This window comes from Terrimonas ferruginea DSM 30193, from assembly GCF_000425585.1.
Lineage (GTDB): Bacteria > Bacteroidota > Bacteroidia > Chitinophagales > Chitinophagaceae > Terrimonas > Terrimonas ferruginea.
Genome location: NZ_KE384399.1, coordinates 78,432 through 96,832, shown reverse-complemented (window position 1 = coordinate 96,832; position 18,401 = coordinate 78,432). Strand labels below are relative to the sequence as shown.

General features: G+C 48.1%; 23 protein-coding genes. 17 read left to right on the top strand and 6 right to left on the bottom strand.

The features are described from left to right. Positions 1 to 15: 15 nt before the first annotated feature. The 4 genes from H608_RS0114890 (at position 16) to H608_RS0114875 (ending at position 2,860) form a co-directional block, all read left to right on the top strand. The gene (locus H608_RS0114890; RefSeq protein WP_038008645.1) at positions 16 to 687 is read left to right on the top strand and encodes a response regulator transcription factor; all 672 of its coding nucleotides are present in this window, start codon (positions 16 to 18) and stop codon (positions 685 to 687) included. 104 nt (positions 688 to 791) lie between these two features. Further along, complete coding sequence (locus H608_RS0114885) at positions 792 to 1,592, top strand: helix-turn-helix domain-containing protein (RefSeq protein ID WP_028788373.1); 801 nt, start codon at positions 792 to 794, stop codon at positions 1,590 to 1,592. 101 nt (positions 1,593 to 1,693) lie between these two features. Further along, the gene (locus tag H608_RS0114880) at positions 1,694 to 2,068 is read left to right on the top strand and encodes a VOC family protein (RefSeq protein ID WP_028788372.1); all 375 of its coding nucleotides are present in this window, start codon (positions 1,694 to 1,696) and stop codon (positions 2,066 to 2,068) included. A gap of 192 nt (positions 2,069 to 2,260) precedes the next feature. Beyond that, complete coding sequence (locus tag H608_RS0114875; protein ID WP_028788371.1) at positions 2,261 to 2,860, top strand: hypothetical protein; 600 nt, start codon at positions 2,261 to 2,263, stop codon at positions 2,858 to 2,860. 55 nt (positions 2,861 to 2,915) lie between these two features. Here the strand turns inward: H608_RS0114875 and H608_RS0114870 are convergent, their stop codons facing one another. Beyond that, positions 2,916 to 4,094, bottom strand: a complete 1,179-nt coding sequence (locus tag H608_RS0114870; RefSeq protein ID WP_028788370.1) for an acetyl-CoA C-acyltransferase — start codon at positions 4,092 to 4,094, stop codon at positions 2,916 to 2,918. Between the two features lie 150 nt (positions 4,095 to 4,244). Between H608_RS0114870 and H608_RS0114865 the strand changes: the two genes are divergently transcribed. The 5 genes from H608_RS0114865 to H608_RS0114845 all read left to right on the top strand — a co-directional run bounded on the left by H608_RS0114865 (position 4,245) and on the right by H608_RS0114845 (position 7,811). Further along, positions 4,245 to 4,805, top strand: a complete 561-nt coding sequence (locus tag H608_RS0114865) for a hypothetical protein (protein ID WP_028788369.1) — start codon at positions 4,245 to 4,247, stop codon at positions 4,803 to 4,805. Then, complete coding sequence (locus tag H608_RS0114860) at positions 4,784 to 5,866, top strand: quinone-dependent dihydroorotate dehydrogenase (protein ID WP_342664852.1); 1,083 nt, start codon at positions 4,784 to 4,786, stop codon at positions 5,864 to 5,866. Before H608_RS0114865 ends, H608_RS0114860 begins: the two co-directional genes overlap by 22 nt. 36 nt (positions 5,867 to 5,902) lie before the next feature. Next, on the top strand, positions 5,903 to 6,715 hold the full coding sequence (locus H608_RS0114855; protein ID WP_028788367.1) for a TerC family protein: 813 nt from the start codon (positions 5,903 to 5,905) through the stop codon (positions 6,713 to 6,715). Between the two features lie 2 nt (positions 6,716 to 6,717). After that, on the top strand, positions 6,718 to 7,257 hold the full coding sequence (locus H608_RS0114850; RefSeq protein WP_028788366.1) for a prolyl-tRNA synthetase associated domain-containing protein: 540 nt from the start codon (positions 6,718 to 6,720) through the stop codon (positions 7,255 to 7,257). 242 nt (positions 7,258 to 7,499) lie between these two features. Continuing rightward, a complete protein-coding gene (locus H608_RS0114845; RefSeq protein ID WP_028788365.1) occupies positions 7,500 to 7,811 on the top strand; it encodes a hypothetical protein in 312 nt (103 codons plus the stop codon). Here H608_RS0114845 and H608_RS23775 read toward each other — a convergent pair. Continuing rightward, positions 7,808 to 9,346, bottom strand: coding sequence for a patatin-like phospholipase family protein (locus H608_RS23775; RefSeq protein WP_051268359.1), 1,539 nt, complete (start codon positions 9,344 to 9,346; stop codon positions 7,808 to 7,810). The genes H608_RS0114845 and H608_RS23775 overlap by 4 nt on opposite strands. 130 nt (positions 9,347 to 9,476) lie before the next feature. Between H608_RS23775 and H608_RS0114835 the strand changes: the two genes are divergently transcribed. Then, positions 9,477 to 9,884 (top strand): hypothetical protein, encoded by a 408-nt coding sequence (locus H608_RS0114835; protein ID WP_155990191.1) that lies wholly within the window; start codon positions 9,477 to 9,479, stop codon positions 9,882 to 9,884. Between the two features lie 9 nt (positions 9,885 to 9,893). Here the strand turns inward: H608_RS0114835 and H608_RS0114830 are convergent, their stop codons facing one another. Next, positions 9,894 to 10,403: a hypothetical protein gene (locus H608_RS0114830; RefSeq protein ID WP_155990190.1), complete on the bottom strand. Its 510-nt coding sequence runs from the start codon at positions 10,401 to 10,403 to the stop codon at positions 9,894 to 9,896. Positions 10,404 to 10,775: 372 nt separating this feature from the next. Between H608_RS0114830 and dnaB the strand changes: the two genes are divergently transcribed. The 4 genes from dnaB to H608_RS0114805 all read left to right on the top strand — a co-directional run bounded on the left by dnaB (position 10,776) and on the right by H608_RS0114805 (position 13,972). After that, on the top strand, positions 10,776 to 12,344 hold the full coding sequence (gene dnaB / locus H608_RS0114820; protein WP_028788362.1) for a replicative DNA helicase: 1,569 nt from the start codon (positions 10,776 to 10,778) through the stop codon (positions 12,342 to 12,344). Positions 12,345 to 12,494: 150 nt separating this feature from the next. Beyond that, the gene (locus tag H608_RS0114815) at positions 12,495 to 13,196 is read left to right on the top strand and encodes an RsmE family RNA methyltransferase (protein WP_038008642.1); all 702 of its coding nucleotides are present in this window, start codon (positions 12,495 to 12,497) and stop codon (positions 13,194 to 13,196) included. A gap of 115 nt (positions 13,197 to 13,311) precedes the next feature. After that, positions 13,312 to 13,518: a hypothetical protein gene (locus H608_RS0114810; RefSeq protein WP_028788360.1), complete on the top strand. Its 207-nt coding sequence runs from the start codon at positions 13,312 to 13,314 to the stop codon at positions 13,516 to 13,518. A 31-nt stretch (positions 13,519 to 13,549) separates the two neighbouring features. Continuing rightward, positions 13,550 to 13,972, top strand: a complete 423-nt coding sequence (locus H608_RS0114805) for a VOC family protein (RefSeq protein WP_028788359.1) — start codon at positions 13,550 to 13,552, stop codon at positions 13,970 to 13,972. A gap of 640 nt (positions 13,973 to 14,612) precedes the next feature. Here H608_RS0114805 and H608_RS24435 read toward each other — a convergent pair. Further along, complete coding sequence (locus H608_RS24435) at positions 14,613 to 14,816, bottom strand: hypothetical protein (RefSeq protein ID WP_155990189.1); 204 nt, start codon at positions 14,814 to 14,816, stop codon at positions 14,613 to 14,615. On the opposite strand from H608_RS24435, the gene H608_RS0114795 reads away from it, so the two are divergent. From H608_RS0114795 to H608_RS0114785, 3 genes are read left to right on the top strand one after another with little or no spacing between them, the layout of a single operon-like run. Next, the gene (locus H608_RS0114795) at positions 14,808 to 15,335 is read left to right on the top strand and encodes a hypothetical protein (RefSeq protein WP_028788358.1); all 528 of its coding nucleotides are present in this window, start codon (positions 14,808 to 14,810) and stop codon (positions 15,333 to 15,335) included. The two genes, H608_RS24435 and H608_RS0114795, sit on opposite strands and share 9 nt — an antisense overlap. A gap of 24 nt (positions 15,336 to 15,359) precedes the next feature. Next, positions 15,360 to 16,190, top strand: a complete 831-nt coding sequence (locus tag H608_RS0114790; protein WP_028788357.1) for a sensor histidine kinase — start codon at positions 15,360 to 15,362, stop codon at positions 16,188 to 16,190. A 59-nt stretch (positions 16,191 to 16,249) separates the two neighbouring features. Continuing rightward, on the top strand, positions 16,250 to 16,900 hold the full coding sequence (locus H608_RS0114785) for a response regulator transcription factor (protein WP_028788356.1): 651 nt from the start codon (positions 16,250 to 16,252) through the stop codon (positions 16,898 to 16,900). Positions 16,901 to 17,008: 108 nt separating this feature from the next. Here H608_RS0114785 and H608_RS0114780 read toward each other — a convergent pair whose 3' ends face one another. Both H608_RS0114780 and H608_RS0114775 read right to left on the bottom strand, forming a co-directional pair. Further along, positions 17,009 to 17,665: a CoA transferase subunit B gene (locus H608_RS0114780; RefSeq protein ID WP_028788355.1), complete on the bottom strand. Its 657-nt coding sequence runs from the start codon at positions 17,663 to 17,665 to the stop codon at positions 17,009 to 17,011. 33 nt (positions 17,666 to 17,698) lie between these two features. Continuing rightward, positions 17,699 to 18,397: a CoA transferase subunit A gene (locus tag H608_RS0114775; RefSeq protein ID WP_028788354.1), complete on the bottom strand. Its 699-nt coding sequence runs from the start codon at positions 18,395 to 18,397 to the stop codon at positions 17,699 to 17,701. Positions 18,398 to 18,401 lie beyond the last annotated feature (4 nt).

Sequence of the window (18,401 nt, the reverse complement as noted above, 5' to 3'; positions counted from 1 at the left end):
CTAATCCGGCAGCTCATGTCAGAAACAAAAACGATACAACGAAGTAAGATCGTGCTCGTAGACGACCATGTTCTTGTAAGAAAAGCATTGGCGGCAATGTTGAACAATTATCCGGATTGTCAGGTTGTTCATGAAGCAGCATCCGGTCGCGAACTGCTCGATTTCCTTTCCGCCGGCAGCAGACCCGATGTGATAATACTCGATATCAACATGCCGGAAATGGATGGCTTTGAAACGGCAGGCCGCCTTTACCGGAAACTGCCCGATGTACCGGTATTGGTGCTGACAATGTTTGACTCAGAACTATCACTTATCCGTTTATTGCAAAATGGCGTACGGGGGTTTCTGAAGAAAGATGTTCAACCGGATGAATTGCGCACGGCTATTCATACCGTGCAGAAACAAGGGTACTACTATTCGCATCATGTGTCCGGAAAACTGGCAAATATGTTCCGGCCGGGAGACAACAAACAGTTTACACTCGACAACACCATGTTCAGTCAACAGGAACTCGACTTTCTTGAACTGGCCTGCACCGATCTGACCTATAAAGAAATCGCTTTACAAATGGGTATGAATCCCAGAACCATCGACAATATGCGTGATCAGCTTTTCACCAAGCTTGATGTCCGTAGCCGTGTAGGACTGGCCATCCTGACCATGCGAAACGGGCTTGTCCGGTTGTAAATATTCAGCTGCGAATAACAGTATTGCAGCTGTTCAGTTCTTTGACATTATGGAAACCTGACGCACAGAACATTCATTCAGGAATTGTTTTGTAATTTGACGCTATGCTCAGCTATTCGACCATGGCACCATCTCTGCAATTGGGTAATTTTGTAAAATCTTACTGGATACTGGAAAGTAATGAAGCCTACACACATTATTCCATGGCAGATGTGTGCACGGAAATGGTTTTTCATTATTCCGGCAGGTTTGATGAGTTGATGACAGGTAAGGAAGACAGTTCTTCTTTTTCAGCCGGCATCCAGGGACCGAGCAGCCGGCCGCGGCAATTCCGGACAGATCGGGGTTTTGGCATTTTCGGAGTCTACCTTTATCCGCACGCGATTACGTCGCTCTTCAATATTTCCGCAGAAGCCCTCACCAATGAAATGCCGGATCTCATTTCATTCCTGGGAACAGAAGGAACCGCTCTCGAAGAACAAATGCTATCGGCAAAAAATAATGGTGAACGCAGCGCACTGATGGACCGGTTTCTTTTAAAACGTTTACCACATACAAAACAGGAACCGTCCGTGTTCGCCGCCATGCAACAGATCATCCGCGAACAAGGCCTCGTACAAATAGGAGAATTAGGCGCAAAGTATTTTCTTTCCCAAAGGCAGTTTGAAAGGACGTTCCGCACCACAACCGGCTTCGCCCCCAAACTGTTCTCCCGCATTGTACGATTTCACTCGGCACTGCAGTTCTACGGTAAAAAGAACTGTCGCCTTACGGATATTGCGCATTATTGCGGCTACTATGATCAATCGCATTTTATCCATGACTTCCGGGCTTTCTCCGGTCAGCATCCACTGAAATATTTCTCCGGCCTTTCCGGTGCAACAGAATGGCGGGATGCTGAATAACGCCATTCCTCTGGCAGATTTCGGGAAATGTCGCTTTTTTCCAATTTTCCGGACTGATTGAGCGTGATTTTTGTCCGATACTTTAACACAAATCATCTGTTATGAACTTACCTTCCGGACATCAGACTGTCATGCCTTATTTTATTGCACACAGCCCTGAGGCATTGATCAATTTTGCACGCGATACCTTCAAAGCCACCGTGACACAACAACACCTGCGGCCTGATGGAGGCATTATGCATGCAGAAATTATCATCGGCAACAACACCCTCATGATCGGGGGAGCCAATAAAGACTGGCCCGCCCGTACCTGCGATCTTTTCATTTACGTGGATAACGCCGATGAATGCTTTCACAAAGCCGTGGAACAGGGTGCAGAAGTGGTGATGGAAGTCGCCGATAAGGACTATGGTCGCAGTGGCGGCGTAAAAGATACAAACGGCAATATCTGGTGGATTACTTCACTGCCCGAATAGAAAAAGGTCGATTGGGTATATTGAAAAAGCAAGTCCGGCAAAAACCGGACTTTAGCATTTACTTACGTGCAGCAACTTCAACAACTCTTTTAAAACACTATCTTCGTCTGGCAGGTTTTTTGCGCACATTTCGCCCGGCCCCGTTTCTTTAATCCCCTTTGAATCCATTTACTGAATTTTTAAGCTCCAAGTATGGATCCACGTAACCACACGGCACCCCCTTATTTACCTTTCGGCACCAAAGAAGCAGACCATGTCTACAATGAATTATTTGCTGACAATACTGAAAATTTCGGCGCACCGCAGGACGTAGTACAGTTGCATGGCATTGTCGATAATCCCGATTTGGCAACACCCCGTCGTCTGCTTGCTTATAAACAACTGGCGGCCGAAGGTGCCGCTGTAGGTGCCAGGGAATTATTGGGTGTTATTGTGGAAATTGGAATGGATGGCGCAGTAGAAATTGTAGCCGCACTGGAAGATGGAACAGCAACTGTGATTTCTCCAAAAGGCACCGTATTGCAATTAACCGATCCGGACGAAATTTCTGACGAATATGTTGATCCATTGTTAGACGCCGCTATTGTGGCAGTAAATAAATGGCCGGCTCAAAAAACGCCGCGTCAACGCCCCCCTTCAGAGGGAAGCGCACGAATCAGTCTGCTCGTGGCAGATAAAGTACATATCAAAGAAGGAGCTTTTATAGAACTCGAAGAAGATGCGACGGCAGGGCCTGTGTTGGAACATGCCGCGTCGCTGCTTCAATGGCTGACGAGTGATACTCATCAATAAGGTTACTCATCTAAAATAGTCGGATCGTTTTCAGACCGCAGTCCTTATAGTCTTGCTATTGCAGGTTCTCAATAATACCCGCAATACCCTGACCTCCCCCTACACACGCCGTGATCATACCATATTTCTTACCAAGCCGGTTCAGATCATGCAGGTTTTGTATGGTGAGTTTCGCGCCTGTGCAACCCAGTGGATGTCCGAGGGCAATCGCGCCGCCATTGATATTCACTTTTTCGGGATCAAGGCCGGCCTCGCGAATCACCGCCAGCGACTGAGAGGCAAATGCTTCATTCAATTCAATCAGGTCAATATCGGAGATTTTCATACCTACCTGCTTCAAGGCACGCGGAATCGCAGCAACAGGACCAATACCCATGATGCGCGGAGCTACCCCCGCAGAAGCACAGGCCACGAGACGCCCGAGCGGCTTCAGCCCCAATTCATTCATCATCTTCTCTCCCATGACGATCACAAATGCAGCGCCATCGGATGTTTGAGAAGAATTACCTGCCGTTACACTTCCTCCGGCGGCAAACACCGGTTTCAGTTTAGCCAACGCCTCGCGTGATGTATCTGCGCGCGGACCTTCATCGGTATCGACCGTATAATTTCGTTTTTGCTTTTTGCCGGCTTTGTCAACATACACCTCTTCAATTTCCACTGGCAGGATACCTGGTTTGAAATAGCCATTCTCAATCGCCTGCAGAGCTTTTCGATGCGATTCGTAGGCAAAAGTATCCTGGTCTTCGCGGCTTACATTGTATTCTTTGGCCACAGCTTCGGCCGTCAGACCCATGCTCAGGTAATAATCGGGGTCGTCTTTTGCAATCGCATAGGAAGGCACCGTTTTCCAACCTGCCGTGGGCACCAGGCTCATGCTTTCCGTACCACCAGCGATAATACATTCTGCCTGACCCGTACGGATCTTCGCCGTAGCAATGGCAATCGTTTCAAGACCGGAAGCACAATAACGGTTAACCGTCACGCCCGGTACGTCGAAGCCCAGGGCACGTGCCGAGATTATTCGTCCGAATTGAAGCCCCTGCTCGGCTTCGGGTACCGCGTTACCAACTATTACGTCATCTACACGGTTTGCCTCGAGCTGCGGCACACTGGCCATCAGCCCGCGGATAAGATCCACTGCCAGGTCATCAGGACGATAAAAACGGAATCCGCCTTTTTTGGCCTTACCAACCGCTGTGCGGTAACCGGCAACGATATAAGCTTCCTGCATGGTAGTAAAGTTTGAATTCTGAAGCAGTAGCCAGCAAACCACTGCAAATAGTTGTTTATGCAACTTATAGACCAAAGTTAATCAATCCCTACATCTGTAAAAATAATTTTTGTGGTCCCCGGCCTATGCAATTTCTTTGGGCAAAAATCCATGAAACGGCTCCTGCCAGCCCCTTTTCTGCTGCTGGTTTTCAGCGTGTCAGCACAGACAGACGCCGCGCTCCAAAGGAGGCTCGATGCTTACATGGATGCCAATAACCGGATGGATGTTGCGGCAATATTGGACCTTGCCTATCCGAAGATTTTCACAATCATTCCCCGCCCCACCCTGGAAGAAGAAACCCGCAAGGTTTTTGATTCACCGGAAGTATCGGCGCAGATGGATTCATGCCGGGCAGACTCCGTTCATCCTTCCTTCAACGTGGGAGCCGGCACTTACGCAGTGGTAGATTATTCCTTCGTCTTACGTATGAAATTTAAAGAAGAGGAAAATACCAACGCGGAAGAAATGACAACATTAATGTCTTCGGTGATGAACACAACTGTTACCTATGACTCGTCAACGAAAACGTTGATCGTACCAATAAAGGCAGATATGCTCGCCATCCGCAACGAACATTCACCCGACTGGACCTTTATCGATTACAAAAAACTAAAAAGTCTTTCGACCATGCTGCTGGATGCTGAAGTATGGGCGAAACTCGAAGATTAACTATTATGTTTTACCGTTTTATCCGCAGTGTTCTATTTCGTTTTCCGACAGAATCTGTTCACTATTTTTCCATGAACTGCCTGCGCGTGGCTTGCAGCATCGGGCCCTTGCGCAAATTGATCAGCAATCGTTTCACTCCGAAAGGGCCGGCTGTAGATTTCCTCAACCTCCAATTCCGCAATCCGGTTGGGCTCGGGGCCGGTTTTGATAAAAACGCACGTTACCTCCGCGAACTCAAAGCTCTTGGGTTTGGATTTGTAGAGATAGGAACGGTTACACCCCTTGCGCAGGAAGGTAATCCGAAGCCCAGGCTGTTCAGGTTACCGGAGGACCAGGCACTCATCAACCGGATGGGATTTAATAATGATGGCGCAACGGCTGTTGCAGCACGCCTCGAAAAATGGCGTGCCTATGAAACAGCGGCGGGAGAAACACCCCTGATCATCGGCGGCAACATCGGTAAAAATAAGGTAACACCGAATGAAGAAGCCTGGAAAGACTATGATAGCTGTTTCCGTGAACTGCACCCCTATGTCGACTATTTCGTAGTCAATGTCAGCAGTCCCAATACCCCCGGCCTGCGGGAATTGCAGGAAAAAGCATCCCTGGGAAAAATCCTGCGCCACCTGCAAATGATCAACAATGGTAAAGCCCAGGCCAAACCGATCTTGCTGAAAATTGCGCCGGACCTTACACCCGAACAGATCGATGACGTGGTAGATCTGGCACTGGAAATTAAGCTTGATGGGCTGGTTGCCACCAATACCACCATCAGCCGCGAAGGATTGAGTGAAGCATCAGCGGAAACAGCAAAAGAAGCCGGTGGCCTCAGCGGCCGGCCGGTAAAAGAAAGAAGCACTGCCGTTCTTCAACATATCTTCAATCGCACCAAAGGCGAGCTGCCGGTGATCGCTTCAGGTGGCATCTTCACCGCAGCCGATGCACGTGAAAAGCTGGCTACCGGCGCACAACTCGTGCAGGTATGGACGGGATTAATTTACGAAGGCCCGTCCATCGTTAAGAAAATATGCCGCGAACAATTGTTCACGACAGTATTGTAAACACAGAACCATTCCAACACGTAATTTTGTCTCACCATGGAGCATTTGTTCACCAGCGAAGCCATCATCAGCTTCCTCGTTCTCGTTATTCTAGAAGTAGTATTAGGTATTGACAATGTAATTTTTGTCAGCATCATCATGAACCGCCTGCGCGATAAAAAAGAGCAGAAAAGGGCGCGCATTACCTGGATGATCACCGGGATTCTTTCAAGAAGCCTTCTGCTGATGGGCCTGGGTTGGCTGCTGGAACAAAAAGGCAAATACATTATTCCGGAAGAATGGTTCGGCAAAGGATTCGACCTGGCGAGCCTGGTGATGCTCGTCGGCGGCCTCTTCCTGATATACAAGTCTGTAAAGGAAATACATCACAAACTTGAAGGTGAAGATCCCAATGCGAGTGCCGTTAACAAAAAACCACTCAGTTTCGGGCAGGCGGTAGGGCAAATTATGCTTATCGATGCGGTCTTTTCTTTCGACAGTATTATCACCGCAGGTGGCACGGCCAAGCATGTGGAGATCATGATCGCCGCAGTGATCATTGCCATGATTGTGATGTTTGTGTTCAGTCCCGCTATTTCGGCCTACATACACAAACACCCCACACTCAAAATGCTCGCGCTTTCATTCCTGGTGATGATCGGCCTCAGCCTGATCATTGAAGGATGGGACGCCGCCGCTGCGCATGAACTGCATCTCAAAAATTATATCTACTTCGGTATGGCTTTCTCGTTCATTGTGCAGATGCTGAACATGGCCATGATGAAAAAGCAGGCAACGCGCCGTGTGGTACAACTGAATGAGCCTACACTCGACAGCAACGAAGTGAACAAAGACGACATGGCCCACTGATCATGTTTTACATAAGCGAAATACAACATACCGCGCCGCCTGTTTTTAAAACGGCGCTGCAGGAAAAAGTTTACCAGACACTCAAACAGGCTGACGTAGCTTTTGAGCGTGTAGATACCGACGAGGCCATCACTATGGAAGATTGTGTGGACATTGGTCACAAGTTGAAGACACCGATTGTAAAAACACTTTTCCTGTGCAACAGGCAGGAAACAAACTTCTACCTGGTTGTAACTACTGCAGACAAGCCTTTCAAGACAAAAGACTTCAGCAGTGCGCTGAATATTTCACGTGTCTCCTTCGCATCGCCCGCTCTACTGCAGGAAATACTGGGCGTGACAGTGGGTGCGGCAACCGTGTTCGGTGTAATGCTTGATACCACCAATAAAGTGCGTGTGGTAATCGATAAAGATGTATTGGCAGAAGAATGGTATGGTTGCAGCGACGGAACGACTACGGGTTATATGAAAGTCAGCAGAGACTGGATCATGCATGATTTTCTCCCGCGGGCAAATCATACGCCGGAGTTTGTGCAGTTGTAAATGGTCAATCGTGAATCGTCAATAAACGGCTTGGGATACACATATTACTTACTACTTTTCACTTGAATCCGTCTCGCGATAAAAGTTATCCCCACAATCACCGGCTATCGCCTGTAACAGAGTGACCTACAAATAACCATTCATTGACTTTTGTCTCCCTCAGCGAATTTTAAGATACATCTCCCGGCATTCGCTGCATTAATGGGTAACTTTAAATGATTCGGTAACCAATTGTAATAATTATGACTGAATCAGTTTATTTCTTCAGCATCCCTTTCAAAGGTGAATGGGATATCAGGATGTTTCTTCGTGATGATCTTGTCACCCGTTTTGCCCGCTGTACCATGTTGCTTCCGCGCAAAGGGCAATCAGCAGCTTATTTAGTAATGGAGTCCGACGATCGCGCACAAACAATGCGTGAACGCGTTTCACAGTTACTGCCCGGAAGCGAAGAAATTACGCGGCAACAATTCCAGGAAGCAGGATACCAGGTTCCCTACAACTATGACACCGTAGAACCTGCTGTTGAACTCCGCTCCTACCTGTTCAACTAATTCACCGGTTGCGGGGATGTATTGACAGAAAACGGATACACTTCCAGGTTATTGGGATTGTCGTAGCGTTCGCGTGCCTGCTCGAAATTAGACAGTCGCTCTCCTTTGTATGCTTCCCAATCAAAAGCATCTAAAAAAGAAATAGCAGCTTCCGCACCTTTGCGGAACAACGCAATCTTGTCGTCGTCCGTCATGAAAAAATTCAACCAGCTATAGCCCCGCACATCGATCGACTTGATGGCACGGTTGTAAGCTTTGTTGCGCGTCATAAAGTCGCGGTCAAAGTTGAAGCGGATGGTAGAAAATAATGAGGCTATATAACTCCAGAATGTATTGTTGCTTCTTTCGGCGTGATCGAGTACGCCATCCTGTAAACGGATACCAAACGTGGGCATACGCGGCACCGGATAATTCGGATTATAAAACATGCTGATGGGGAAGTTTGATAATATCCCGCCATCGATGAACTGCGCCGTGTCCGGAATCGCTTTTCGTTCATTTTGCCAGTTGAGATGTTCATCCCATGCCGCAAAACTGCTGTTGGCACGAATGTTTTTCACCTGGAAAGATTCAAAGAAAACCGGGATTGACATGCTCGCCCGTACAAAGTCACCCGGCCGCACCTGTGACGGATGTGACCAATACAAATCCCACATACGTGGAAATTCAATCTTTCGCTCCGATACAATATCACAGGTAATGATGGTCAGCATCGGCATATAAGGCGGCTGATTATTCGTACGGCGTTCGTCGGGAATTACTTTCAATGGTGGTATACGCATGAAATGTTTAGAGAAATCTTCGAGCGTACAAATAGTGCCGTTACGCAGGTTGCCTTCTATCGGGCAGGTCTCCAGGATGCCATTGATCCATTGGTGAAATGCCTCACCACTGTTTAATCCATACCCGGTACGCGCAAATAATTTAAACCGTCGATAAAAGAATAGCGTGACGATTCCTCCTAATAAAAACAAAGCACCCGATACGATGCCCAGGCATTTTGCCACCGTAGGGTTAATAAAGCAGAACACAAAGCAAGCCAGCGTACACAGCAACCACAGCCCTGCCGCTGCCATAAACAATATACGTAAACGTTTAAAAACAGCTCCGCCCAGTAACATTTTCTGGATCCATTTTTTTACCCAGCGGGTAAAGCGCCAGTTGCCGGGTTTGCCATCTACAAAAGAGAACATTTCCAACCCGGCCAGTTGTTTCACCACCTTCGATGATTTCTCTTCTTCCTTATTTCCGCTGCAGGCCAGCAGCATCGCATTGATAGAACCCGCACTGGTACCGGCGAGACTGAAAAACCGAATGCCCATTTTTTCCAGCACATACGTGTAACCTACCAGCGCAATACCCAGCACACCACCTCCCTCCTGCACCAGGTCCACGTATTGATGGCCCTGCTCATCCAGGACATCTGAAACGGCGAGCGGCCGGTTCCCGGCTTCCAGCTTTTTACGGAAATCGCGGATCAGGTCGTCGGCTCCGCTTTTAGCAAGAAATTCTTCCTGCGTAATGGTAGAAGGCATTGGGAAATGGTTTAACGAAAGATACAAAGATGCCACCTCCCGTTAAAATTCTATTCCAAAAAGGGCGAAAAGACGGTCTTCAGCGACCGTGGAAAACACTAGTTTAGCCCTCACCTTTAACCTTTGAACAATGTCTGGACTAAAGTTGCTTAACAATGCGTTCCGCGACGCTACAAACATTTGCCTCCATCACGACACCTACCGTACCGATCAATCTGGCCGGCTGATCTACTTTCACCTCCGGCCGACCTGTGATACGTCTTCCGTTACCACCCATCTTTTTCTCGACAGTACGCCCTTACAGGAAGGTCTCAGCGGTGATGTTGAAAAGTATCCCCTGGGCAGTAACCTGTTGCTACAGGGTCGCACGTTGACGATCTGCACCATCGTTACCAGTATTACACCCTTTACCGCTCAATACTCTTTTGCTGTCAGGCTGGAAGGCGGACTCCATCCGCATATGTTCCGGATGGAAAAAAGAATGGTACTGCGCGAAGATCCGTTCCTGCACAAGATGACCATACGTTTCCTCCGCTGATGTAGTTCTTCAGACGCGAAACACCAGCTCATAGGCCAGGCTGAAGTAATGGTAGAAGTAACCCTGGCGGTTAGCCGCATCGGTCTTCCAGGCTGCCCCCGCCTCAAACGGATTGCGACTGTTGCCGGCAGCTTCACCCAATCCGATCATCGCATCGGCACTGTATACCTGGAACCCATATTCCTGTTTATGCGCAAGCCGGACGGGCGGCAGTGAAAAACTGATCCAGTTACGCACGTCTTCCGGTTGCACATCCACTTCCGCTTCTGCAACCGGTGCTCCCCATTTTTGTAATCCGTTATCAAATTGGTGAAAACTCATTCGCAACAATCCCGGTTGCGGAATGGCATCGGCGTAAAGACGGATGCTATGCAGTTCTCCATCCGACGGGCTTGTGAATACCTGGCCACCTGCCTGGTCATTGTCGTGTCCCGACAGATGACCTATCCATAACACTGTGTTAAAAACAGGCTGCACCATTGCGCAGCGACCAGATGAGTTTGCTGACGTTGTTTGCATAAGCTGACGTTTTTAAACAGCAGCCGGTCCTGGAAGAATAATAACGTTAGTAAGCAGGGTATTCGTATAAAAAACTTATCAACCGGTGTGCGGTTCTTTCGGCAACAAACCCCGTGTATTTGGTGTAATTTACAGGAAGGGATTGAAAGCCAGCAGGAAAGAAAATATGTGGATAACCGGCACCGGGGAATGTAGAAAATGTGCGAAAAGAAAAATTTTTTTTAAACCCCAAACGGGAGTTATTTCGCTACTGACTGCCGGGAACACGCCCCTTATCAAGAAGTATTTTTTCTTTAAACAAGGCTGACATTCACCCACAAGTCATTAGTGCTCGAAACTGATGGTTTAACGCTTTATCTATGTAACTCAACGATGGATTTATCGAACGTCAATAAAGACCGCAAGCAGCAAAAGAGACGGCCCTCGGTCGATCTCAGCACAATGGTATATGGCAAAATACCCCCGCAGGCCAAAGACCTCGAGGAGGCCGTGCTTGGTGCAGTAATGCTGGAAAAAAATGCCTTTGACGTTGTTATCGAAATCCTGAAAGCAGAGTGTTTTTACGTTGAAGCCCATCAGCGTATTTTCAAAGCCATGCAGAGCCTGGCCAACAAAAGCCAGCCTATCGATATCCTCACCGTGGCAGAAGAACTCCGCAGCCGCAGCGAACTTGACGTAGTGGGTGGCGCTTACTACGTCACCAAGCTGACCAACTCGGTTGTTTCTGCTGCCCACATTGAAGCGCATGCACGCATCATTCTTCAGAAGTTCATTCAACGCGAACTGATCCGCATCAGCGGTGAAATCATCGGAGACGCTTATGAAGATTCAACAGATGTTTTCGATCTGCTCGACGATGCAGAAAGCAAACTCTTCGAGATCACCAATAATCACCTTCGTAAAAACTTCGAGACCATCGACTCGGTGCTGGTTAAAACTATTCAGCGGATCGAAGATCTCCGGCATAAGAACGAAGACGTAACGGGCGTACCCAGCGGTTTCTCCGGTCTTGATAAAGTAACCTACGGCTGGCAGAATACCGACCTTATCATCCTGGCAGCACGTCCTGCGGTTGGTAAAACAGCCTTCGCGCTGAACCTGGCGCGTAATGCCGTGATGCATCCGACCAAGCCTTCACCGGTCGCTTTCTTCTCGCTGGAGATGAGCGCCAGTCAACTGGTGCAACGGGTGCTTTCTGCCGAAAGTGAAATATGGCTGGAAAAAATCGCCCGGGGTAAACTGGAAGAGCATGAAATGAAACAGCTCTATGCCCGCGGTATCCAACGCCTCGCACAAGCACCTCTTTTTATCGACGATACACCCGCTCTCAACATTTTTGAACTGCGCGCCAAATGCCGCCGTCTCAAAAACAAGAACAATATCGGCATGGTTATCATCGACTACCTGCAGTTGATGAGCGGCGCCAGCGAAGGAAAGAACACCAACCGTGAACAGGAGATCAGTAATATTTCCCGTAACCTGAAAGGCCTCGCGAAAGAATTGCAGATCCCTATTATCGCTCTTTCCCAGTTGAGCCGTGCTGTAGAACAACGTGGCTCAAAAGAAGGCAGCCGCGTACCACAATTGAGTGACCTCCGTGAATCAGGTGCCATCGAACAGGATGCGGACATGGTTATGTTCCTTTACCGCCCTGAATATTATGATATCAATCAAAGCGCCGACGGTGAAAACATCAAAGGTCTTACGGAAGTAAAAATCGCCAAACACCGTAACGGTTCGCTGGAAACAGTCAAACTCAAGGCGCTCCTGCATATCCAGAAGTTCACCATGTGGGACGACGATCCTTACAGCACAATGGGCTTGCCAGCCGGCGAATGGAAACCCGTAGATACCGGCGAAGGCGATGGAGCAAGACTTTCCATCCAGGTCAGCAGCAAGATGAACAAGATGCCCGACGATGAAGGCGAAGACTTTTTTTAGTTGAAGTAAAACAACCGTAATAAATCGCAAGTTTTTTCCATGGTTCGTGTATGCACGAACCATGGCTGTTTACGGACTATTCCCATTCTCTCAGTTTGCTATTGACTTTTTTTCCTTTTTTGAATTTTGAATTTTTACTTTTGAATTCAAATGTCCCAACTCCCCTTTTTCTATATTCCCGATGATGCTTCCGGTCAGGAGATCACGCTGGGAGAAGATACCAGCCGCCACGTCATCCAGGTATTGCGCATGAAGACGGGAGAGCAACTCAACCTCACCGATGGCCAAGGACAACTGATCACTGCTTCCATTACATTCGAACATAAAAAACATTGCAAGGTGGTGGTGGTAAACCGTAGCAACGAGCCGGAAGTACAGCCCCGCACATCAATCGCCATTTCCCTGTTGAAAAATCCCTCCCGCTTTGAATGGTTTCTTGAAAAAGCCACAGAAATCGGCGTAAGGGAAATTATTCCCCTGCTCACTTCACGTACCGAGAAAGAAAAGTTCCGGGCCGACCGTATGCAGACCATCTGTATCAGCGCCATGTTGCAATCGAGACAATGCTGGCTGCCGGTTTTGTATCAACCATTGTCCCTCGACCAGGTAATACACGAGGCCTCACAACCCTTGAAGTTTATTGCGCATTGCGAAGACCGGCCACGCGAGCGCTTATGGCAGCAGGACCGTTCGCAGGATATGCTGCTGCTGATTGGCCCCGAAGGTGATTTTACCACCGCAGAAATCGACCAGGCACTTGATGCAGGTTTTATACCCGTTACGTTGGGTAATACGCGGCTCAGAACAGAAACCGCAGGTATTTCCGGCGCATTGCAATTATCGTTGCGCTAATTGTCGCCCACGGCCCTCAGATTGTCGTAAACACACCCCTTCCGTCATTTGCCAGGCAAGTAAATTTGAATCATCAATCAACGGTTTGCCACTTAAGGTTGTCAGCCTTTCAGCCATGGTAGAGATTTTTAAAACAAATATTGAAAAGGAGCAGGTGCCCGTCGTTGTAACGCGCCTGCATCAGCAGTTCCCTCACTGGCGTGCCAATGTGGACCTTCATGATTGCGACAAGGTATTGCGGGTGGAAGGAGAAGGCGTATGTCCCCAACAGGTGATGCAATTGGTGCACGATGCGGGACACCTGTGCCAGGTGATCGAGTAAAAATCATTTTCAGTATAAAAAATCTCTTATTATGATCTCCCTTAACCCTTACCTGAATTTTCCGGGTACTTCTGAAGAAGCTTTTAATTTTTACAAATCTGTGTTTGGCGGTGAATTCCGTGCGATCATGCGTTTTAGCGATACGCCCGACGGCGAGAAAATGCCGGCTGAGCTGCGCCATAAGATCATGCACATTTCCCTTCCGGTTGGTAACAATGTAATCATGGCTACCGATGCCTTCGAATCACTGGGACACAAACTGGTAGAAGGTAATAATAGTTATATCTCCATCTCGCCGGACAGCCTGGAGGAAACCCGCCGTCTGTTTGAGGCGCTTTCTGAAGGAGGCCAGGTGGAAATGGCTTTGGAAAAAATGTTCTGGGGCTGGTTTGCGTCATTTAAAGATAAGTTCGGTACCCGGTGGATGCTGGACTTTAACGAACAGGAAGGATAAATAAGGGAAACCACTTTCTATTATACTACTGTTAATCAGTAATTTAGCATAAACCCCGCGTGATTTACGACCGTTTCCGTAAAATCCGCGGGGTTTAAAATACAGGGGTATTCCGCTTGTGTGCGCATTTCAAATCCCCTAGATTTGTAGTGGAATGAATGAAAAGGGGCTCATTTTCAAACACTCCGATCAGATATCTGCTCTATCCGGGTTGGCCCGCCCGGTGCCTGCACCTCTTTTTTAACGCAGGCTTTTCCACACATGTGCATAAGTATTTACCATTAATCGTAAAATTTACGAGTAGGATTACGTTTTTATCGACCGTATTTTTACTAATTTTACTTGGTATATTTACCACAATTTAAAAAGTAAGTTTACCAGGTAAATTCGCCGAAACCCTTTACTGTACTGGATTACATCGGATTATAAGAGTATTCTACCTGCAGAATGACCGTTGAAACACCCCTGTAATCAGGGCATTTTTGCATCAGAAAAGATTTTTGAACCGTCTAAACTCGTTAATTGGTATGAAAAAGATCGACACCATCAGCCGCAAAATCATCTGGGAAAATGCAGAAGACGGCCTTTTTGTTTGGGAAAACTAAGAATTACTTAGTCCGTCCAGCGAAAACGCTATAATTTATTTAAAAGCTGTTCTATACTTGGCCGTAAATCCAATAACATAGAACAGCTTTTTTTTAATATTCTGACTTTCTCCTACCTGGCTCCGCTCCTTGCCATTATATGGCTCTGGAATAAAGGCACCCGTTATTTCCTTGGCCTGGCCATCTATTGCTGCATTTTCTTTCTCTTCAATTTCTTCTTTGATTTCTTTGTGGACCACCTGGCGGAGAAACAGTATTATTTCGTTTACACCTTTCTTGAATATGTAACATTCACCTATCTCCTGTTCCAGAATATGAACAGCCGCACCGTGGCACGTGTGGTAGCAATCATTTCCATACCACTGCTGGTGTTCCAGATCCTTTACCTGGTGTATGCACAGCCTAAATTATTGGACTCCGTGCCGATCGGCGTTTATACCCTTTTCATGTTGGGTTATATATTTTATTATTTTTACCGTGTACTGATGTCCCAGGTATCTGTGCCGCTGTATAAGCAGTATACTTTCTGGATAGCCATCGGCATCCTGACGTATCTTTCGGGTACATTTTTCTTTTATATCCTGATAAACCACATGCCCAAGAGTCAAATCCGTCCCTATTGGTTTATTACTTATATTTTCGACATTATTAAAAATCTTCTTTTTGTGGTGGCAGTTGTTATTTTTACACGTTCGACGCAGAATGGCAGTAATAAACCTGTAACCAATCATAAAACACCATTCCTCGATTTTAACTAGAACCCATCAATTGCCGCACCCAACATGTTCTTACTGCAAGCTACACAACCTTCTACAGGCATTCCTTTCGTACTGATCATCGGTGCGTTGGGCATGGTGGTGCTTACGGCAAGTATCATCCTGCTGCTCGTTTTGCACCAGCGCAAAGTTTCGCGCTTCAATGCCCGCATGCAGGAAATGGAAAAGGAACAACAGCGAATGCTGCTCAACGCCTCCATCAAATTGCAGGAAGAAGAGCGCCAGCGCCTGGCCGCCGACCTGCACGATGATGCAGGCCCCCTGCTTGCCACTGCCCGTTTGTACCTCAACGAAAACCTGGTGAATCAGGACAAAGCTACACAGCTGCAGTCCGTATACCAGGCACGCCAGATCATAGATGATACTATCCAGCTGATTCGCAACATCAGTCATAGCCTGATGCCTCCCACGCTCAAGAATTTCGGTCTCGAATCTGCCATCAACGACCTGTTCCAGAAGATCAGCGGTTCGGGCAGCATGAACGCCAGCAGCCGTTTCCACGACTACCGTGAACGGCTGAAAACAGAAAAAGAGCTGGTGGTGTTCCGGATTGTACAGGAACTCGTGAGCAATATCCTGAAGCACAGCTCCTCCAGCTTTATTCACCTGACGCAGAATATCCACGAGAATAAATTTTTCCTCCGTATCCATCACGATGGCCGCGGCATCATCCAGTCCGATTTCGAGAAACTGACAAAAAGTAATATCGGCCTGGGGCTGAAGAACATCACCAGCCGTCTGCGCCTGATCAAAGGCAAAATCCTGTTTGAAAAAGACATTTCACAGACCTATTATAAAGTAACGATCGAGCTACCGAAGGACGAACCTTACCAGTAATGCCGGCACCGTGAAAACCCCGGATGGCTTTGGGTTTATTTTAATTAATTTTGCGCCTCATGGGAACCATTAAGGTAGCTATAGCTGACGACCACAAGATATTCCGGAAAGGAGTAATCCTGTCGCTGCGCCCCTTCAGCAATATCAAATTTGTATTGGAAGCCAACCACGGCGACGAACTGCTCGAAGGCATCGAGGAGGCTGACCCCGATGTGATCTTAATGGACCTGCGCATGCCGGGAAAAGACGGCATCGAAACCACCAAGATCGTCAGCAAAAAATATCCTTCGGTAAAAGTGCTGGTGCTCAGCATGTATGAAGATGAACGGTTCGTTTATCACCTGATGGAAAACGGCGCCAACGGCTACCTGCTGAAAAATGCAGAGCCCCAGGAAATCCGCCGCGCCATCATGGAGGTTTTTGAAAAAGGATACTACCTCAACAATTTCGTCAACCGCATACTGCTCAAAAAATCCCATTCACGCCAGAAAGTAGTTCCCTCTCTCAACAGCGAAATAACACTCACCGACAAGGAACGCGACGTACTACGCTTTATCTGTATGGAGTTTACCGCCCAGGAAATTGCCCAGAAGATGGACATCAGCCCACGCACCGTGGAAGCCATTAAAGACAGACTGATGGAAAGATTCGGCTGCAAGAATACCGCCGGACTGGTTTTCTTTGCAGTGAAGAATACGCTTATTGATTAATTGAGGTATAAGGTGAAAGGTATAAGGCGTAAGGTGAAAACAACCCATTGACGATTCACCATTGACGATTCACGATTGACGATTCACCATTCACGATTGACCATTCACTTACACCACCATCTCCGGTACTTCCCCCTTCACCACCAATCTTCCTGCCGTACGGCTGCGGATATCTTCAACCGATACGCCCGGCGCTCTTTCCAGCAACAAAAACCCCTCAGGTGTAATATCGAGCACGGCCAGTTCGGTTACGATCTTTTTCACGCAACGTATACCGGTGAGCGGCAATGTGCAGGCCGGTAATAATTTGGATTCGCCTTTGGGATTGGTATGCATCATGGCCACAATGATGTTGCGCGCACTGGCCACCAGGTCCATCGCTCCGCCCATTCCTTTTACCATTTTGCCCGGGATCTTCCAGTTGGCGATATCGCCCTGGTCGGAGACTTCCATTGCTCCGAGTACCGTGAGATCCACTTTGCCGGCCCGTATCATACCAAAACTCAGCGCCGAGTCAAAGAATACCGACCCGGGTAAGGTAGTAATGGTCTGTTTTCCCGCATTGATCAGGTCGGGGTCTTCTTCTCCTTCAAGCGGAAAAGGCCCCATGCCCAGCAAACCGTTTTCACTTTGTAAGACCACTTCGATTCCTTCGGGAATATAGTTGGCCACCAGTGTGGGTATGCCGATGCCGAGATTCACATAATATCCGTCCTGCAGTTCCCGCGCAATGCGGCGTGCTATCTGTTCTTTTGTCAATGCCATGGCTTAAGCAATAAATTGGAGTAAAAATGGGGATCAGGCTTTTGCGCGTACGGTGCGCTGCTCGATCCGTTTTTCGTAATTCACACCCTGGAAGATCCGGTGTACATAAATGCCCGGCGTATGGATCTCATCCGGATTCAATTGCCCCACAGGCACCAGTTCTTCCACTTCGGCGATGGTTACCTTGCCCGCCATGGCCATCAGCGGGTTGAAATTCCGGGCCGTGGCATGAAACACCAGGTTGCCCGCCGTATCGCCTTTCCAGGCCTTCACGAGCGCGAAATCGGCTTCAAAGGCGTATTCAAGCAGATAATCCTTGTCGCCGAACCGGCGAACCTCCTTGCCCTGCGCTACCTCCGTGCCCACCCCGGCGGGTGTAAACACGGCCGGCATGCCGTAACCTGCTGCCATACAACGCGTAGCAAGCGTTCCCTGCGGAATAAGCTCCACCTCGAGTTCGCCACTGAGCAATTGCCGTTCGAATTCGGCGTTTTCACCCACATAAGAGGCGATCATCTTGCGCACCTTCTTCTGCTGAAGCAACAGGCCGATGCCAAAATCATCCACACCGGCATTATTGGAAATACAGGTCAGTTCTTTTACGTCGGCCCTTGTGAGCGCCTCAATGGCATTTTCGGGAATACCGCAAAGGCCAAATCCACCCAGCATCAGGGTTGTTCCCGACCGGATGTCGGCAATGGCTTCGTCTGCATTCTTTACAACCTTTTTCATAACA

Bases quoted from the DNA above. Each gene is read 5' to 3' on its own strand.
- H608_RS0114830 (WP_155990190.1), bottom strand. From the start codon at position 10,403: ATGCAAACAACGTCAGCAAACTCATCTGGTCGCTGCGCAATGGTGCAG.
- H608_RS0114785 (WP_028788356.1), top strand. From the start codon at position 16,250: ATGGGAACCATTAAGGTAGCTATAGCTGACGACCACAAGATATTCCGG.
- H608_RS0114885 (WP_028788373.1), top strand. From the start codon at position 792: ATGCTCAGCTATTCGACCATGGCACCATCTCTGCAATTGGGTAATTTT.
- H608_RS23775 (WP_051268359.1), bottom strand. From the start codon at position 9,346: ATGCCTTCTACCATTACGCAGGAAGAATTTCTTGCTAAAAGCGGAGCC.
- H608_RS0114865 (WP_028788369.1), top strand. From the start codon at position 4,245: ATGAAACGGCTCCTGCCAGCCCCTTTTCTGCTGCTGGTTTTCAGCGTG.
- H608_RS0114880 (WP_028788372.1), top strand. From the start codon at position 1,694: ATGAACTTACCTTCCGGACATCAGACTGTCATGCCTTATTTTATTGCA.
- H608_RS0114890 (WP_038008645.1), top strand. From the start codon at position 16: ATGTCAGAAACAAAAACGATACAACGAAGTAAGATCGTGCTCGTAGAC.
- H608_RS0114810 (WP_028788360.1), top strand. From the start codon at position 13,312: ATGGTAGAGATTTTTAAAACAAATATTGAAAAGGAGCAGGTGCCCGTC.
- H608_RS0114775 (WP_028788354.1), bottom strand. From the start codon at position 18,397: ATGAAAAAGGTTGTAAAGAATGCAGACGAAGCCATTGCCGACATCCGG.
- H608_RS0114815 (WP_038008642.1), top strand. From the start codon at position 12,495: ATGTCCCAACTCCCCTTTTTCTATATTCCCGATGATGCTTCCGGTCAG.
- H608_RS0114850 (WP_028788366.1), top strand. From the start codon at position 6,718: ATGTTTTACATAAGCGAAATACAACATACCGCGCCGCCTGTTTTTAAA.
- H608_RS0114780 (WP_028788355.1), bottom strand. From the start codon at position 17,665: ATGGCATTGACAAAAGAACAGATAGCACGCCGCATTGCGCGGGAACTG.
- dnaB (WP_028788362.1), top strand. From the start codon at position 10,776: ATGGATTTATCGAACGTCAATAAAGACCGCAAGCAGCAAAAGAGACGG.
- H608_RS0114870 (WP_028788370.1), bottom strand. From the start codon at position 4,094: ATGCAGGAAGCTTATATCGTTGCCGGTTACCGCACAGCGGTTGGTAAG.
- H608_RS0114835 (WP_155990191.1), top strand. From the start codon at position 9,477: ATGTCTGGACTAAAGTTGCTTAACAATGCGTTCCGCGACGCTACAAAC.
- H608_RS0114855 (WP_028788367.1), top strand. From the start codon at position 5,903: ATGGAGCATTTGTTCACCAGCGAAGCCATCATCAGCTTCCTCGTTCTC.
- H608_RS0114790 (WP_028788357.1), top strand. From the start codon at position 15,360: ATGTTCTTACTGCAAGCTACACAACCTTCTACAGGCATTCCTTTCGTA.
- H608_RS0114860 (WP_342664852.1), top strand. From the start codon at position 4,784: ATGGGCGAAACTCGAAGATTAACTATTATGTTTTACCGTTTTATCCGC.
- H608_RS0114845 (WP_028788365.1), top strand. From the start codon at position 7,500: ATGACTGAATCAGTTTATTTCTTCAGCATCCCTTTCAAAGGTGAATGG.
- H608_RS0114805 (WP_028788359.1), top strand. From the start codon at position 13,550: ATGATCTCCCTTAACCCTTACCTGAATTTTCCGGGTACTTCTGAAGAA.
- H608_RS0114875 (WP_028788371.1), top strand. From the start codon at position 2,261: ATGGATCCACGTAACCACACGGCACCCCCTTATTTACCTTTCGGCACC.